Below are 14142 nucleotides of genomic sequence, written 5' to 3'. Positions count from 1 at the left end.
GCCCCTTGGATCACACCCCGCCCGGTCCCGGCATCTCGCCCGAGGCCATCGTCTCGCCCGCCGCTTTCGTCGCCCCGGGCGCCGCCGTCGCCGCCGGCTGCCGGATCGGGCCGGGCTGCGTGGTCGGCCCGGATTGCGTGCTGGAGGAAGGCGTCGAGCTCATCGCCCATGTCGTTCTCGACGGCCGCACCCGGATCGGCGCCGGCGCGCGCATCTTCCCCTTCGCCACCATCGGCATGGCGCCGCAGGACCTGAAGTACAAGGGCGAGCCCACCGGCGTCATCGTCGGCGCCCGCACCATGGTGCGGGAGCACGCGACGATCCACCGCGGCAGCGTCGGCGGCGACGGCTTCACGCGCGTCGGCAGCGATTGCCTGATCATGTGCGTCGCCCATGTCGGGCATGACTGCCAGCTCGGCAACGGCGTGATCCTGGTGAACAACGTGATGCTCGCCGGCCATGTCGAGATCGGCGACTTCGCCTTCATCCAGGGCGGCGCGGCCGTGCAGCAATTCGTGCGCATCGGCCGCATGGCGCTGGTCACCGGCATGTCGGGCGTCGAGCGCAATGTGCTGCCCTTCGGCCGCGTGAAGGGCTACCGCGCCAAGCTGCACGGGCTGAACACCATCGCGATGCGCCGCCGCCTCGGCCTGTCCAAGGAAGGCGTGATGACGGTGGCGCGCGCCGTGCACGAGCTCTATCGCGGCCGCAACCTCGAGGAGCAGATCGCCGCCGTGGAGGCCGCCCATCCGGGCAACCCGCATGTCGCCGAGATCCTCGCCTTCGCGCGCGACCGCGGCCGGCACGGGCTCTGCCCCTTCGGCCGCGGCGCCGAGGACGAGGACCCGGACGCCGCCTGACATGGCGCCGCCGCTCGGGCTCGTCGCGGGCGGCGGGCGGATGCCGCTGCGCGTCGCGGATGCCGCCGCCAAGGCGGGCCGGCCGCTGTTCTGCGTGCTGCTGGACGGCTTCGCGGACCCCGCCGAGTACCGCACCTACCCGCATGAGGTCGTGGCACTCGGGCGCATCGGGCACATGGTCGGGCTGATGCGCGCGCGCGGCATCCGCGACCTGGTGCTTGCCGGGCGCGTGACGCGTCCCTCCCTGCTCGGCTTCCGCTTCGACGCGGAAGGCGTGCGGCTGGTCGCGAAGCTCGGCCGCGCGGCGCTGTTCGGCGGCGACGACCGCCTGCTCTCCGCCGTGCTGCGCGTGATGCGGGAGGAAGGCTTCCGGCCGCTCGGCGCGCAGGAGGTGCTCGACGACCTGCTGGTCGCCGAAGGCGTGCTCGGCGCGCACGCGCCGGACGCCGATGCGCGGGCCGACATCGCGCGCGGCATCGCGGTGGCGCGCGCGCTGGGCACGGCCGATGTCGGGCAGGGCTGCGTCGTGCAGCAGGGCCTGGTGCTCGGCGTCGAGGCGATCGAGGGAACCGATGCGCTGCTCGCGCGCTGCGGCACGCTCAGGCGTGAAGGGCCGGGCGGGGTGCTGGTGAAGCTGGTGAAGCCGCGCCAGGATGTGCGCGCGGACCTGCCGGTGATCGGCCCCGACACGGTGCGCAACGCCGCCGGCGCGGGCCTTGCCGGCATCGCCATCGAGGCGCGCGCGGGCCATGCGGGCACCCTGGTGGTGGATCGCGCAGAGACCATCGCCGCGGCGGATGCGGCGGGGCTTTTCCTGATCGCAATCCGCCCCGATCTTTTCAGCACCAGCGAAGGAGCATCCTGATGGCCGGTAAATTCCTGCACACCATGATCCGCGTCGGCAATCTCGACCGCAGCGTGAAGTTCTACACGGAGCTGCTCGGCATGAAGGAACTGCGCCGGCGCGACGTGCCGGACGGGAAATACACGCTCGCCTTCCTCGGCTATGGCGAGGGCAACAAGGAAGGCCAGGGCGAGATCGAACTCACCTACAACTACGGCGTGGAGAAATACGAGCTCGGCAACGCCTTCGGCCATCTCGCGGTCGGCGTGCCGGACGTGAAGGCCGCCTGCGAGGCGGTGCGCGCCGGTGGCGGCAAGGTGACGCGCGAGGCGGGGCCGGTGAAGTTCGGCACCACCGTCATCGCCTTCGTCGAGGATCCCGACGGCTACAAGATCGAGCTGATCGAGCGGCAGTAAGCCGTGGCGCAGGGCGTCCCGGCGTTTGCCGGGACGCCCGCGGCGTGGATCACCGCGCGCGGAGCAGTTCCGGCACGCGCAGCAGGATGAGCTCGTTGGCGTCGGCCTGGAAGAAGTGGCGGCCGGCGCTGAAGGGCAGGTTGTTGTCGTTGCCGACGATGATGTGGTCGGCATCCACCACCGCCACGTCCTCGATCGTGAAGAACGGGAAGGTGAAGCGGTCCCGCGGTGCGTTCGCCGGCAGGTCGCCGCGCACCCGCGCAAGCCCTTCGCTGTCGCGGATCGCCATCAGGTCGATATGGCCTATCTTGCGCACGAAGCCCTCGGCATCGGTCTGCGCCAGGTCCACGACGTAGATGCGCTTGAAGCGCGCGGGGGAGGGGAAGCAGGGCTGCTCCCGCGTCGGCTGCACGCCCTGCGCGCAGGACAGGCCCGGATCGCCCTCGCCATTGTCGCGCTCGATCACCAGGGCGCGCGTCGCGTCGATGAAGTTGAAGTCGCCGATCGCCGTCGCACCGGGCTCGAGCCGGTAGCGGACCGTGCGGCCCGTCCATTCCATCCGCGGCACGCTGAACTCCAGCACGCGGAGGAACTGTCCCTCGGGCTGGTCCGAGTTCGGCGCGAAGAGCGGCTGCTCCAGCAGCGCCCAGAGGGTCTGCCCGTCCGGCGTCAGGGCCATGCCCTCATAGCCGCCGGAGCGGCGGACGCGATACGCCACGCCCGCGGTGGGGCTGGCGGCCACCTGCAGCGAGGGGTGGTCCGGGCCGATCAGCGCCTGGCCGTCCATGCGCGTCTCGATCACGCGCTGCACAATGCCGTCGGCGGCGACATGGACCAGGAAGGGGCCGAACTCCTCGCCGATCATGAAGCTGCCGTCCGGCAGCGGCTGGATGCTCTCGAGGTCGAAATCGGCGCCGGTCAGGTAGCGCTGCTCGGTGCCCTCATACGCGATGCGGAAGGGGATGCGGCGCAGCGGGTCGCGCAGGAAGGTGGTCTGCAGCAGCTCGACCTGGCCGGTCCGCCAGTCCGGGCGGAGCTTGTGGAACATCAGCAGCGCGTCGGGGCTGTTGCGGCGGTTGCCGAAGCCGTTGTCGGTCAGCACCCAATAGGCGCCGGGCTCGCCGGCCACCGGCTTGATGCCGGAGAAGCCCTGCACGGGCTGGCCGATGAAGGGGAAGGCGATGCCGGTCTGGCGGCGGCCATGCGCCGGGCCGGTGTCGCCCGGGATCGCGCCCGGCTGATCCACGCGCAGATTGCCCGGAGCGGCGAACTTGCCGGAAACCAGCGCGTCGCGCGGTGCATCGGAGGGCGGCAGCGCCATGGTGAAGGCGGGCAGGATGGCGTGGCCCGCCAGCAGGGCCTCGAATCGCTGGTCGGCCTTGGTCGGCGCGGCCAGCGCGAGCAGCGCGGCGGTGGACAGCAGAAGGCGGCGCATGTGGGACTCCCCCGGTGAGGTTGACCGGGCGGGCATTAGCCGGCGCAGGTTGCATCCCCTTGACGGGTGCGTGACGGACCGGCGTCGCGCGGCCCCCCTCCCGCCAGAGGCGACGCGGGGGCACATTCGGCACAGCATCGTCGCCGGGAGCGTCCGACCTGCCTGCCTCCTCCTTCCTCACCCCCTTCGAGGACGCGCTCGCCGGCGCCGGCGATCTCGGCCGCGCGCTGATCGGGCGGGACCGCGTGAGGCTCGCCGTCACCGGCCTCTCGCGCGCCGGCAAGACGGTGTTCCTCACCTCGCTGGTGGCGAACCTGCTGGCCGCCGGGCAGGGAGCGCGGACGCTGCCGGCCGTCGAGGCGGCTGTGGGTGGGCGGCTGCGCGGCGCGCGCATCGTGCCGGCCGAGACGCAGTCCACGCCGCGCTTCGATGCCAGCGGGCACCTGCTCGCGCTCGCCTCCGATCCGCCGCGGTGGCCGGAGCGGACCGAGGACCTTTCCACGCTCGAGATCGCGCTGGAGATCGAGCCGCGCTCCTTCCTGGGCAAGGCGCGCGGGATGCTGGCCGGCAACCGGAGCGTCACGCTGGAACTGCTCGACTATCCGGGCGAATGGCTGCTCGATCTGCCGATGCTGAACCAGTCCTATGCCGACTGGTCGCGCGAGACGCTGGCACGGCTGCGTCGTGGCCGGCGGGCGCAGGCGGCGGCCGCGTTCCTGGCTTTCGTGGATGCGCTGCCGGCCGGCGCGCCGGCCGAGGAGTCCCTGGCGCGGCAGGGCTTCTCGCTTTACCGGGACGCGCTGCGCACCTGCCGCGACACGCTCGGCTTCCGCTTCCTGCAGCCCGGCCGCGCGCTGAACCCCGGGCCGCGCGGCGAGGCGCCGCTGCTCTGGTTCTTCCCGCTGCCGGAGCGCGTGACGGGCGAGTTGGCCCCGCTGCTGCGGCGCCGCCACGAAGCTTATCTGGACGACCAGCGGAGCAGCTTCTTCGATCCCTTCTTCCGCCGCTTCCATCGCCAGGCGGTGCTGGTGGATGCGCTGGGTGCGCTGCATGCCGGGGAGGAGGCCTTCGACGACACCGCCGCGGCGCTGGCCGCCGTCGCCGCCAGCCTGCGCGGTGGGCTCGGCCTGTTCGACCTGCTGACGGGGCAGGGCGTGCGGCGCGTCGGCTTCGCCGCGACCAAGGCGGACCATGTGCCGAGCCGGTCGCGCGATGCGCTGCTCGGGCTGCTGGGCGACCTGGTCGGGCGCGACCCGGCCGGGCCGCTGGATGCCACGACCTCCGTCCACGCCATCGCCGCGATCCGCTGCACCGAGGACGACGTGGCGACGCTGGAGGGAAGGCCCGTATCCGTGGTGCGCGGCGTGCTGATGGAAGGCGGCGTGATGCGGAAGGTCTATCCGGGCGAGGTCCCGCTGCGCCGGCCCGACGCAGCCTTCTGGGAGCACGCCTTCTTCGAGATGCCCGTGTTCCAGCCGCCGCGGCTGGATGGCGCGGGCCGCGCGGGCATCCCGCATCTCGGCCTGGATGCGCTGCTGGCCCAACTCATCGGGGATCTCCTCTGATGCCCTCAGGCGCCGGGCGCGGCCTCCGGCCGCTTGGCTGCGCGCAGGCCGCGGGCGTTGTTGCGGCGCGCTTCGGCTGTGCGCAGGCCGCATTCGCGGCCTCGGCCCGCCCAAGGGCGGGCCGCAAGAAAGGCTTCCGATCATGAGCGACACGCCGCCGCGCCGCCCGCGCATCCTGACCGAGGCCGACGACGCCCCCGCCCAGCGCCTCGATTTCGGCTGGGAGCAGGCGGTCGCGCCCGTGGCGAAGCCGCGCGCGTCGCGCCGCTGGTCGGCGCTCGGCCTCGCGGCGGCGGGGCTTGCGGTGCTGCTGGTCGGGCTCTCGGTGCTGGACGTCGCGAATTTCGTCACCGACCAGTTCGCCCGCGCCGACTGGCTCGGCTGGGTGACGCTGGCCGTCGCACTGCTCGGCTTCGGGCTGATCGCCTGGGCCGTGCTGCGGGAGCTTCGCGGCCTGTGGGCGCTGGAGGCGGTGGACGCGGCGCGGGCGGCCTTCGCGCGCAACGACTATGTCGCGGCGCGCGCCGCGACGCTGGCCTGGGCCGCGCGCGTCCCGGCCGCTTCGCCCTCCGTGAACGCGCTGCGCGGCGCCAACGACCTCGACAGCCTGCGCGCGCTGCTGGAAGCCGGGCCGCTGGCCGAGCTCGATCGCGCGACGACGGCGGCCGGGCGGGTCGCGGCGGCGCAGGCGGTGGGTGCGACCGTGGTCATGCCGACGCCGGCGCTGGACGCCGTCTTCTTCGTCTGGCGCGGCTTTCGGCTGGTGCGGGAGGTCGCCGCGATCCATGGGCTGCGTCCGGGCATCGCCGGCACCTTCGGCCTGCTGCGCCGCGCGCTGTTCGAGGCCGGCGCCGTCGCCGCCGCGGATGTGGCGATCGACGCCGCGACGCAGTTCGTCGCCACCCACCCGCTGGTGAAGACCGCGATCGGCGAAAGCGGCAAGGGCGCCGTCGCCGCGCGCCGGATGATCCTTCTGGCGCGCGCCGCCGCCCGCGCCTGCCGGATTCTTCCCTCGTCCTGACTGCAGGGGTCCGGGGACGATCATCGTCCCCGGCCGGAGCGCGAGGGCAGCGCCCTCGCCGACCAGTCCTTTCGCCCATTCTCGCGCCATTCCGCAATCTGGCCGGCAACAGGCTTGGACTGCGCTGCCGCAGCGTGGATCATGGCGCGGCAGGGCGGGGGCGCGATGCGATGCCATGTTTGCGCGACTGAGGGCCTGGTGGGTTGCCCTGGCGGCAGGGCTTGCCGCCCTCGCTGCCGTGCTCGGCAACATCGAGAAGGTCGGTGCTGCACTCGGCCCCTGGCTCGCGCCCGAGGCAGGCCTTGAAGTGATCTTCGAGGGGCCGGCTGGACGCGAGGTCACCGTCGCGGTCGTCGGCGGGAGGGTCTTCGAGAGCCACGTCTTCGCCGGCACCGGCGGGGCGGTGTTCAGCGTGCCGGCAAACGCCCGCTACACCGTGGCCTGGCAAGGGGTTGGGTACAAGCCGGGAGAGGTCGGCAGCATCATCGTGCCGACCCGCCCGCAGCGCTGGCGCCTTGCGCCAGCCGGGCGGGAGGAGAACCAGGACCTGCTCGCGCTGCGGGCCGAGAACGCAGCGTCGCCGGAGCCCTCATCCCCGGCCTCCGCCGCGATCCTGGTAGCGAGCACGGTGCCGCGAGGCCCAGCCGATGCGCCAGGGGGGGATGCGGCGCTGCTCCCGGAAATCGACCGGGCGCTGTCGGTGGTCGGCCTGTTCGAGATGGGGACGACGCTTTGCTCGCGGCGCGTCATGGTCAGCCAGTTCGGCATCGCTGTCGGCTGCCTCGCCATGTCGTTGCCGGGACCCGCAGCAGGCATCATCCGGCGCCTGGACGAGCGGCACGCGGCATTGCTCGACGCGGTCCTCGGAGACGAGGCCGGCTTCATCCGCGATCTCGCGAGCCGCAGACCGCTGGACCTCGCGCCGTTGCAGCCGCTCGCCGCGGATGCGTCACGCCGCGCGCGGCTCAGCGAGCGGCTGGAGGCGCTTGCCGCGACGGCGGAGTTCCGGATCGAGCAGCAGGTGGAAGTGCTGGAATGGTACCGCCGTGCGCTGGTGACGGCGCGTGCCTTTGGCCTGCGGTCGGAGCGCGGTGTGCTGTTCGTCTTCGACCGGCTTGTAAGTCAGGGCTTCGCCTGGCCCGACCGGATTCGCGCCGCCTACGAGGCCGCGGTCGCCCCCGATGCGACGGAGGCTGCGCGGCTTGCGGCACTGGCCGCGGCTTCGGCCGCGCGACTGTCAGGGCCGACGCCTCCTGCCGTCGCGGCGCGGCTGCGCGACCGGATGCAGATCATCGCCACCGGCAAGGGCACGATCCGTGGCGTCGCCTTCGACCTTGACGTGCTGGGCATCCGCGCCGACGCGCCCATGGCGGGCATGGGCGCCGCGCCTGCCGGCGGCTGACGCCGCCAGACCCTGCTTGCGCGGCCGAGGGGCGATGCCTGCCGCTCGTCAGCCTTCGGCCGCGGCAAGGATCCGCGTCACGGCCTCGCCGCGCCCGAGTGCGGCCAGCACAGCGTCGATCGGCGGCGAGGTGGTGCTGCCGGTCAGCGCGATGCGCAGCGGCTGGGCGACGCTTCCGAGCTTCACGCCCTTCACATCCGCGTAGTCGCGCAGCCACTGCTCGAGGTCCTTGCGCTCCCACGGCGCGTCGGTGAGGAAGACCGCGAGGTCCTTCAGCCGCTCCTTCGCTTCCGGCGTCAGCAGCGCGGCGGCCTTCGCCTCCATCGGCGGCGGCCCCTCATGCACGGCGAAGGCGGCGCTGCCGGCGAGTTCCTCCAGCGTCTTCGCGCGCTCCTTCAGGTCGGGCATCAGCGTCTCGACGCGCGCCGCGCCATCCGTGCCGAACAGCACGCCGCGCTTCGCGAAGCGCTCCAGCACCTCGCGCGTCAGCCGCGCATCGTCGGCGGCGCGCAGCCAGACGCCATTGAAGTGGGAGAGCTTCGCGTAGTCCATGCGCGAAGCGGCGCGACCGACATCGGCGATGTCGAAAATCTTCGTCACGTCCTCGCGCGAGATGATCTCGGTGTCGCCGTGTCCCCAGCCGAGGCGCAGCAGACAGTTGCAGACGGCTTCGGGAAGAAAGCCCTGCTCGCGGAAGTCGAGCGCGCCGACCGCGCCGTGCCGCTTCGACAGCTTCGCGCCGTCGGCGCCGTGGATCAGCGGCACATGCGCGAAGTGCGGCCGCCGCCAGCCCATCGCGTCATAGACCATGCACTGGCGGAAGGTGTTGGTCAGGTGGTCGTCGCCGCGGATGACATGGGTGATGTCCATGTCGTGGTCGTCCACCACCACGGCATGCAGGTAGGTCGGCGTGCCGTCCGAGCGCAGGATGATCATGTCGTCGAGCTCGGTGCTGGCGACGCGCACCTCGCCCTGGACCAGATCCTTCACCACCGTCTCACCTTCGCGGGGCGCGATGATGCGGATGGCGGGCGCGACCGAGGGCGCGTCCTTCGCCTCCATGCCGATCCAGCGGCTGCCATCGTATTTGAAGGGTCGCTTCTCGGCCTCCGCCGCGGCGCGCATGGCCGCCAGCTCGTCGGGCGTGTCGTAGGCGAGATAGGCCTTGCCCATCGCGAGCAGGGCCTTCGCGATCTCGGCGTGGCGCGGCTCCCGCTGGCTCTGGAACACCGGCGGCTCGTCGGGCGAGAGGCCGAGCCATTCCAGGCTGTCCAGGATCTGCTGCACCGCTTCCGGGGTGGAGCGGGCGCGGTCGGTGTCCTCGATCCGCAGCAGATACTGGCCGCCATGCCGGCGGGCGAAGAGGTAGTTGAACAGCGCGGTGCGGGCGCCGCCGATATGCAGGTAGCCGGTGGGCGAGGGGGCGAAGCGGGTGCGAACGGACATGGGCGTCCCGGGAGGTTTTGGGCTGCGCCGTTCCTAGACCAGCTTCGGCCGCGGCAGAACCGCCGAGGCGGCGGGACCGCTTCCATCTCATCAAATGGTTGCATATCGGTTCGACAAGGACGACTTTCGCGCGCGTGAGCGTGGCCATCGGCGCGACGGAGCGGCCGGACGTCCTGGCGCGGCTGCGCGCCGGCGCGGCGGGGCTGCTCGCCCGCCAGCATGGCCGCTTCGGACCCTGGCTGGCGGTGGCGCTCGGCGCAGGCGTGCTGCTCTATTTCCAGCAGCCGACCGAGCCCGGGCCGGGCGCGCTGCTGCTGGCCGCGCCGCTGATCGGCCTGGCTATCCTCGTCTCCCGCCGGGCGCCGCTCTCCGGCTGGGTGCTGGCGCTGGTCGCCGCCGGCTGCCTCGGCTTCGGCATCGCGGGCTGGCACGCCGCGCGGCTGCCGCCGCCGCTCGAACTGCCGCGCTGGGCGGTGCAGATCGCGGGGGAGGTGGCCGAGGTCGAGGCGCTGCCGGAAGGCCAGCGCGTGACGCTGCGCCGCGCGCGCAGCGCCGGCGGCGAGCCGCTGCCGCGCGACATCCGCATTCGCCTGCGGGAGAGCGAGCCGGCGCGGCCGCTGCCGGGCGACCGGCTCGCCGTGCGCGCGATCCTGCGGGAGCCGGGCGGGCCTGTGGTGCCGGGCGGCTGGGACTTCGCGCGCGCGGCGTATTTCTCGGGCCTCGGCGGATCGGGCACGGCGCTCGGGCCGGTGGAGGTGACGCGCGGGGTGGGGGAACTGCCGGCCTTCGCGCGGCTGCGCGCGCAGCTGGAAGCCAGGGTCGAGGCGGTCATCCGCGGCCCGGAAGGGGCGGTGGCGGCGGCACTGCTGACGGGGTCCCAGGCCGCGATCCCTCAGGCGGAGATCGTGGCGATGCGCGACTCGGGCCTGGCGCATCTGCTCTCCGTCTCCGGGCTGCACATGACGATCGTCATGGGATCGGTGTTCGGCGTGCTCCGGCTGCTGGTCGCGCTGGTGCCGTGGCTGGCGCTGAGGGTGAACGGCAAGGCGGTGGCGGCCATGGGCGCGCTGCTGGCCGGGCTTGGCTACACGCTGCTGACGGGCGCGCAGGTGCCGATGCAGCGCTGCCTGGTGATGGCGGCGCTGGTCACGCTCGGCATCCTGACGGGGCGGCGGGCGCTGACGGTGCGCACCCTGGCGCTGGCCGCCGCGGCGGTGCTGCTCGTCTCCCCGGTGCAGGTGCTCGGCCCCTCCTTCCAGATGTCCTTCGCGGCGGTGCTGGCGCTGGCGGCAGGGTGGGAGGCGTTGCGCGGGCGGCTGCCGGCGGCGCGCGGCTGGCGGCGCAAGCTGGCGCTGGCGGCCTTCGGGCTGGTGCTGACCTCGGTGCTGGCCGGCGCCGCGACGACACCGTTCGGCCTGCACCATTTCGGCCGGCTGCAGATCTATGGCGTGGCGGCGAATGCGCTGGCGGTGCCGCTAACCTCGATCCTGGTGATGCCGGCGGGGATGGTCGCGCTGCTGCTGATGCCCTTCGGGCTGGAGGCGCCGGCGCTCTGGGCCATGGGGCAGGGGGTGGCGGCGATCCTGGCGGTGGCGGCCTGGGTGGCCGCGTGGCCGGAGGCCGCGCCGGTGCTGCCGCCGCTGCCGGGCGGCGCGCTGGCGGTGATGAGCCTCGGCTTCTGCTGGCTCTGCCTGTGGCGCGGGGCGCTGGGGCTGGTGGGGGTGCCGATCATGCTGGGGGCGGTGGTGGCCTCGCTGCAGGTGCCGCCGCCGGTGATGCTGGTGACGGGCGATGCCCGGGTGATCGCGCTGCGCACGGAGGGCGGCGTGTTCCTGCACACGCAGCCGGGCGCCAGCGCCTTCGCGCGCAATGCGGTGCTGCGGCAGATGGGGGCGGAGACCGGACTGGCGCTGCCGGCCTCCGGCGAGGCGGCCGGCGGCGCCATCGCCTGCACGCCCGCCGCCTGCCGCTTCCGCCCGCGGCCCGATGGGCCGGAGATCGTGCTGTTCCGCACCGCGCCCCCTGCGCGCGGTGCCCGTGGCGGCGCGCCGCCCGACCCCGCCGTGCTGGCGGAGGCCTGCGGCCATGCGGCGCTGCTGGTCTCGACCGAGCCGATCCGGCGCCGCTGCCCCGGCAGCGCGGTGATCGACCGCTTCACGGTCTGGCGCGAGGGATCGCAGGCGGTGCGCCTGTCCCCGGACGGCCTGACCGCGGTCTCGGAACGTGCATGGCGCGGCGAGCGGCCCTGGGTTCCGCCACCGCCGCTGCCGGGTCGGCCCGATCAGCAGCCGGTGGCGCCGCGCGACCACGGCGCATGAGGCGCGGGCCGCGCCGGTAACCCTTTCTTCACACGGACGGCGTCAGATGAGCCATCCCAGGACAGGGAGGCACACATGGGAACCGGCCTGACAACCTCGATGATCCCCGCCGCCTGGCTGGCGACGGGCGGATTGCTCGGCATCACGGCGACGCTGCTGCTGCGGCGGCTGCGCTCCTGGCGCGAGGCGCGCGCGCTGGCGGAATGGGATCCGTATTGAGGCGCAATCCCGGGCGGCCCGCGCCAGCAGCCCGGCAGCGGCCTTTCAGTAGCGCCGCATCAGGCCGATCAGGCGGCCCTGCACCCGCACCCGGTCGGGGCCGAAGATACGGGTTTCGTAGGCACGGTTGGCGGGTTCCAGCGCCACCGAATTGCCCCGCCGGCGCAGGCGCTTCAGCGTGACTTCCTGCTCATCCACCAGCGCCACCACGATCGAGCCGTTCTCGGCCGTGTCGCCGCGACGGATGATCACGGTGTCGCCATCCAGGATGCCGGCCTCGATCATGGAATCGCCGGCGACCTCCAGCGCATAGTGGTCGCCGCTGGCCAGCATCGCGGCCGGCACCTCCACGCTGGCGCCGGAATCGCGCAGCGCCTCGATCGGAAGGCCGGCGGCGATCCGGCCATAGAGCGGCAGGTGCACCGCCGGCGCCTCGTTCGCGGCCCTGGGCACGCCGGGCAGGTTCGCTGCGAAATTGCCGCGGATGACGTTGGGCGCAAAGCCGGGCGGCGGCGGGGGCGCGGCCGTGGGGGCCGCAATGGCGCCCCGCGGCGCCAGGTTCTCCGGCAGGCGGATCACCTCCAGCGCGCGGGCGCGGTGGGCGCGACGGCGGAGGAAGCCGCGCTCCTCCAGCGCGGTGATCAGGCGGTGGATGCCCGACTTGGACTTGAGGCGCAGCGCCTCCTTCATTTCCTCGAAGGAGGGGGAGAAGCCGGTGTCACGCAGGTGCCGGTCGATGAACATCAGCAACTCGTGCTGCTTCCGGGTGAGCATGCGCCCTCCTTCCCGCCGCCGCGGCGCCCCCTTGGCTCCAGCCGGCGAACAAACGGGGAATCACTGCGCGTGTTCTAGGTAGGTTCTCCGCGTCGCGTCAAACCTTTTCCACAGGCCTTCGTGCAAAATCGGATCAGATGCCGAACTGCCCGAGCGGGATCGCTTCCACCTCCGCACCCTCCGGCAGCGCCGGGGCATGGGGCGCGCGCAGGATCAGCGCCTCGGCGCGGGCCAGCGTGGCCAGCATGGAACTGTCCTGAACGGGGTAGGGGGTGGCCACCGGGTGGCCGTCCCGGTCGGTCGAAAGGCTGGCGCGAAGGTGGTCGAAGCGCTTGTCGTTGGCCGCCAGCGGCGCACCGGTGCGCACCAGCATGGTCGCGGGCGGCGCGGCCGGCAGGCCGGAGAGCACGGCGAGCGCCGGCACCAGGAACTGCACCGCGCAGACCATGGCGGAAACCGGGTTGCCCGGCAGGCCCAGCACCGGCGTGCGGCCCAGCCTTCCCCAGATGAGCGGCTTGCCCGGCCGCATCGCGATCTTCCAGAAATCCAGCGCGAAGCCTTCCGGCCCCAGCGCCTTCTGCACGAGGTCGTGCTCGCCGACGCTGGCACCGCCCGAGGTCACCAGCATGTCGCAGGCCCGTGCGGCGCCGGCGGCGGCTGCGATGGCGTCGCGGTCGTCCGGCGCGATCGGCAGGATGATCGGCTCGCCTCCCCCGGCGCGCACCAGCGCGGCCAGCGCATGGGCGTTGGAGGAGACGATACCGCCAGCGGGGATAGGGTCGCCGGGCAGGGCGATCTCGTCGCCGGTGGCCAGGATGCCGATGCGCGGGCGGCGATGCACCGTCAGCCAGGGATTGTTGCCGGCCGCGGCAAGGCCGACATCGCGCGCCGTGAGGCGGCGGCCTGCGGGCAGCAGCGTCTCGCCGGCGGCGAAGTCGAGGCCCCGGCGGCGGATCCAGCGGCCCGGTTGCACCGCCTCCTTCACCGTCACGATGCCGTCGGCTTCCTCGGCATCCTCCTGCACCAAGATGGCGTCGGCGCCCGGCGGCACGAAGCCGCCGGTGAAGATGCGCACGGCCTGGCCCGTCCCGACCTCGCCCGCGAAGGGATGCCCCGCCGGAGAACTGCCGATCACGGCGAGGCGCGCGCCCGCCACGCCATCAGCCGCGCGCAGCGCGTAGCCATCCATCGCCGAGACATCGGCTGGCGGCTGCGTCAGGCGCGCCAGGACCGGCCGCGCCAGCACGCGACCCCACCCCTCCGCCAGCGCGACGGTCTCGGCCGGCGTCGGCTCCAGCGCGGCCAGGATGCGGGTGCGGGCCTCTTCCAGCGCGAGCATGTCAGGCGGCGTCCCAGGTGCCGGACTTGCCGCCCGATTTGTGGACCACGCGCACCGCCTCGATGGTCATGCCGCGATCCACCGCCTTGCACATGTCGTAGACGGTGAGTGCCGCGACGGTGACGGCGGTGAGCGCCTCCATCTCCACGCCGGTCTGGCCGGTGAGCTTTATCAGTGCCTCGATCTCGACGGCGTCGGGCGGGGCAGGCGTGAGGTCCACGGCGACCTTGCTGATCATCAGCGGATGGCAGAGCGGGATGAGGTCCGAGGTCCGCTTCGCCGCCATGATGCCCGCGAGCCGCGCGACGCCGAGCACGTCGCCCTTGCCGATCTTGCCCTCGTTGATGAGCGCCAGCGTCTCCGGCCGCATGGTGATGCGGCCGCGCGCGACGGCGGTGCGGGCGGTGTCGGGCTTCTGCGAAACATCCACCATGGCCGCGCGGCCCTGGTCGTCGAAATGGGTGAGCTTGGCGGTCATGCGGGCAGGATAGGCCCTCCCCCGT

At 73.1% G+C, this 14142-nt stretch carries 13 protein-coding genes; 8 read left to right on the top strand and 5 right to left on the bottom strand.

Annotated elements, in window-relative coordinates; genetic code table 11:
• Positions 1 to 5: 5 nt before the first annotated feature.
• From lpxA to gloA, 3 genes are read left to right on the top strand one after another with little or no spacing between them, the layout of a single operon-like run.
• A complete protein-coding gene (lpxA, locus tag DFH01_RS21350) occupies positions 6 to 860 on the top strand; it encodes an acyl-ACP--UDP-N-acetylglucosamine O-acyltransferase (protein ID WP_233256225.1) in 855 nt (284 codons plus the stop codon).
• A gap of 1 nt (position 861) precedes the next feature.
• Entirely contained in the window at positions 862 to 1725 is an 864-nt protein-coding gene (locus DFH01_RS21345) for an LpxI family protein (RefSeq protein WP_109872540.1), read from the top strand.
• Positions 1725 to 2120 carry a lactoylglutathione lyase gene (gene gloA / locus DFH01_RS21340; RefSeq protein ID WP_109872539.1) on the top strand — a complete coding sequence of 132 codons (396 nt, stop codon included), beginning with the start codon at positions 1725 to 1727 and terminating at the stop codon, positions 2118 to 2120. Before DFH01_RS21345 ends, gloA begins: the two co-directional genes overlap by 1 nt.
• A gap of 49 nt (positions 2121 to 2169) precedes the next feature.
• On the opposite strand, the gene DFH01_RS21335 is transcribed toward gloA, so the two are convergent.
• The gene (locus DFH01_RS21335) at positions 2170 to 3555 is read right to left on the bottom strand and encodes an esterase-like activity of phytase family protein (protein ID WP_109872538.1); all 1386 of its coding nucleotides are present in this window, start codon (positions 3553 to 3555) and stop codon (positions 2170 to 2172) included.
• Between the two features lie 245 nt (positions 3556 to 3800).
• On the opposite strand from DFH01_RS21335, the gene DFH01_RS21330 reads away from it, so the two are divergent.
• From DFH01_RS21330 to DFH01_RS21320, 3 genes are all read left to right on the top strand, one after another.
• The gene (locus DFH01_RS21330; protein WP_158287852.1) at positions 3801 to 5120 is read left to right on the top strand and encodes a YcjX family protein; all 1320 of its coding nucleotides are present in this window, start codon (positions 3801 to 3803) and stop codon (positions 5118 to 5120) included.
• Between the two features lie 142 nt (positions 5121 to 5262).
• A complete protein-coding gene (locus tag DFH01_RS21325) occupies positions 5263 to 6141 on the top strand; it encodes a DUF697 domain-containing protein (protein ID WP_158287851.1) in 879 nt (292 codons plus the stop codon).
• 175 nt (positions 6142 to 6316) lie between these two features.
• A complete protein-coding gene (locus DFH01_RS21320; protein WP_146217114.1) occupies positions 6317 to 7543 on the top strand; it encodes a hypothetical protein in 1227 nt (408 codons plus the stop codon).
• 48 nt (positions 7544 to 7591) lie between these two features.
• Here the strand turns inward: DFH01_RS21320 and gltX are convergent, their stop codons facing one another.
• Complete coding sequence (gene gltX / locus DFH01_RS21315) at positions 7592 to 8989, bottom strand: glutamate--tRNA ligase (RefSeq protein WP_109872534.1); 1398 nt, start codon at positions 8987 to 8989, stop codon at positions 7592 to 7594.
• Between the two features lie 134 nt (positions 8990 to 9123).
• Between gltX and DFH01_RS21310 the strand changes: the two genes are divergently transcribed.
• Both DFH01_RS21310 and DFH01_RS28315 read left to right on the top strand, forming a co-directional pair.
• Positions 9124 to 11307 (top strand): ComEC/Rec2 family competence protein, encoded by a 2184-nt coding sequence (locus tag DFH01_RS21310; RefSeq protein ID WP_158287850.1) that lies wholly within the window; start codon positions 9124 to 9126, stop codon positions 11305 to 11307.
• A gap of 75 nt (positions 11308 to 11382) precedes the next feature.
• A complete protein-coding gene (locus DFH01_RS28315) occupies positions 11383 to 11526 on the top strand; it encodes a hypothetical protein (RefSeq protein ID WP_158287849.1) in 144 nt (47 codons plus the stop codon).
• 45 nt (positions 11527 to 11571) lie between these two features.
• On the opposite strand, the gene lexA is transcribed toward DFH01_RS28315, so the two are convergent.
• From lexA to moaC, 3 genes are all read right to left on the bottom strand, one after another.
• Positions 11572 to 12300 (bottom strand): transcriptional repressor LexA, encoded by a 729-nt coding sequence (lexA, locus tag DFH01_RS21305; protein WP_109872532.1) that lies wholly within the window; start codon positions 12298 to 12300, stop codon positions 11572 to 11574.
• A 133-nt stretch (positions 12301 to 12433) separates the two neighbouring features.
• Positions 12434 to 13639: a molybdopterin molybdotransferase MoeA gene (locus DFH01_RS21300; protein ID WP_109872531.1), complete on the bottom strand. Its 1206-nt coding sequence runs from the start codon at positions 13637 to 13639 to the stop codon at positions 12434 to 12436.
• 1 nt (position 13640) lies between these two features.
• On the bottom strand, positions 13641 to 14117 hold the full coding sequence (gene moaC, locus DFH01_RS21295) for a cyclic pyranopterin monophosphate synthase MoaC (RefSeq protein WP_109872530.1): 477 nt from the start codon (positions 14115 to 14117) through the stop codon (positions 13641 to 13643).
• Positions 14118 to 14142 lie beyond the last annotated feature (25 nt).

It is taken from the genome of Falsiroseomonas bella, assembly GCF_003173615.1.
Lineage (GTDB): Bacteria > Pseudomonadota > Alphaproteobacteria > Acetobacterales > Acetobacteraceae > Falsiroseomonas > Falsiroseomonas bella.
This window is presented reverse-complemented; position numbering and strand designations above follow the sequence as displayed.

What these genes read in the sequence shown, in the direction of transcription:
- DFH01_RS21345 (WP_109872540.1), top strand. Translation starts at nt 862, where the DNA reads ATGGCGCCGCCGCTCGGGCTCGTCGCGGGCGGCGGGCGGATGCCGCTG.
- gloA (WP_109872539.1), top strand. Translation starts at nt 1,725, where the DNA reads ATGGCCGGTAAATTCCTGCACACCATGATCCGCGTCGGCAATCTCGAC.
- DFH01_RS21335 (WP_109872538.1), bottom strand. Translation starts at nt 3,555, where the DNA reads ATGCGCCGCCTTCTGCTGTCCACCGCCGCGCTGCTCGCGCTGGCCGCG.
- DFH01_RS21325 (WP_158287851.1), top strand. Translation starts at nt 5,263, where the DNA reads ATGAGCGACACGCCGCCGCGCCGCCCGCGCATCCTGACCGAGGCCGAC.
- DFH01_RS21320 (WP_146217114.1), top strand. Translation starts at nt 6,317, where the DNA reads ATGTTTGCGCGACTGAGGGCCTGGTGGGTTGCCCTGGCGGCAGGGCTT.
- gltX (WP_109872534.1), bottom strand. Translation starts at nt 8,989, where the DNA reads ATGTCCGTTCGCACCCGCTTCGCCCCCTCGCCCACCGGCTACCTGCAT.
- DFH01_RS28315 (WP_158287849.1), top strand. Translation starts at nt 11,383, where the DNA reads ATGGGAACCGGCCTGACAACCTCGATGATCCCCGCCGCCTGGCTGGCG.
- lexA (WP_109872532.1), bottom strand. Translation starts at nt 12,300, where the DNA reads ATGCTCACCCGGAAGCAGCACGAGTTGCTGATGTTCATCGACCGGCAC.
- DFH01_RS21300 (WP_109872531.1), bottom strand. Translation starts at nt 13,639, where the DNA reads ATGCTCGCGCTGGAAGAGGCCCGCACCCGCATCCTGGCCGCGCTGGAG.
- moaC (WP_109872530.1), bottom strand. Translation starts at nt 14,117, where the DNA reads ATGACCGCCAAGCTCACCCATTTCGACGACCAGGGCCGCGCGGCCATG.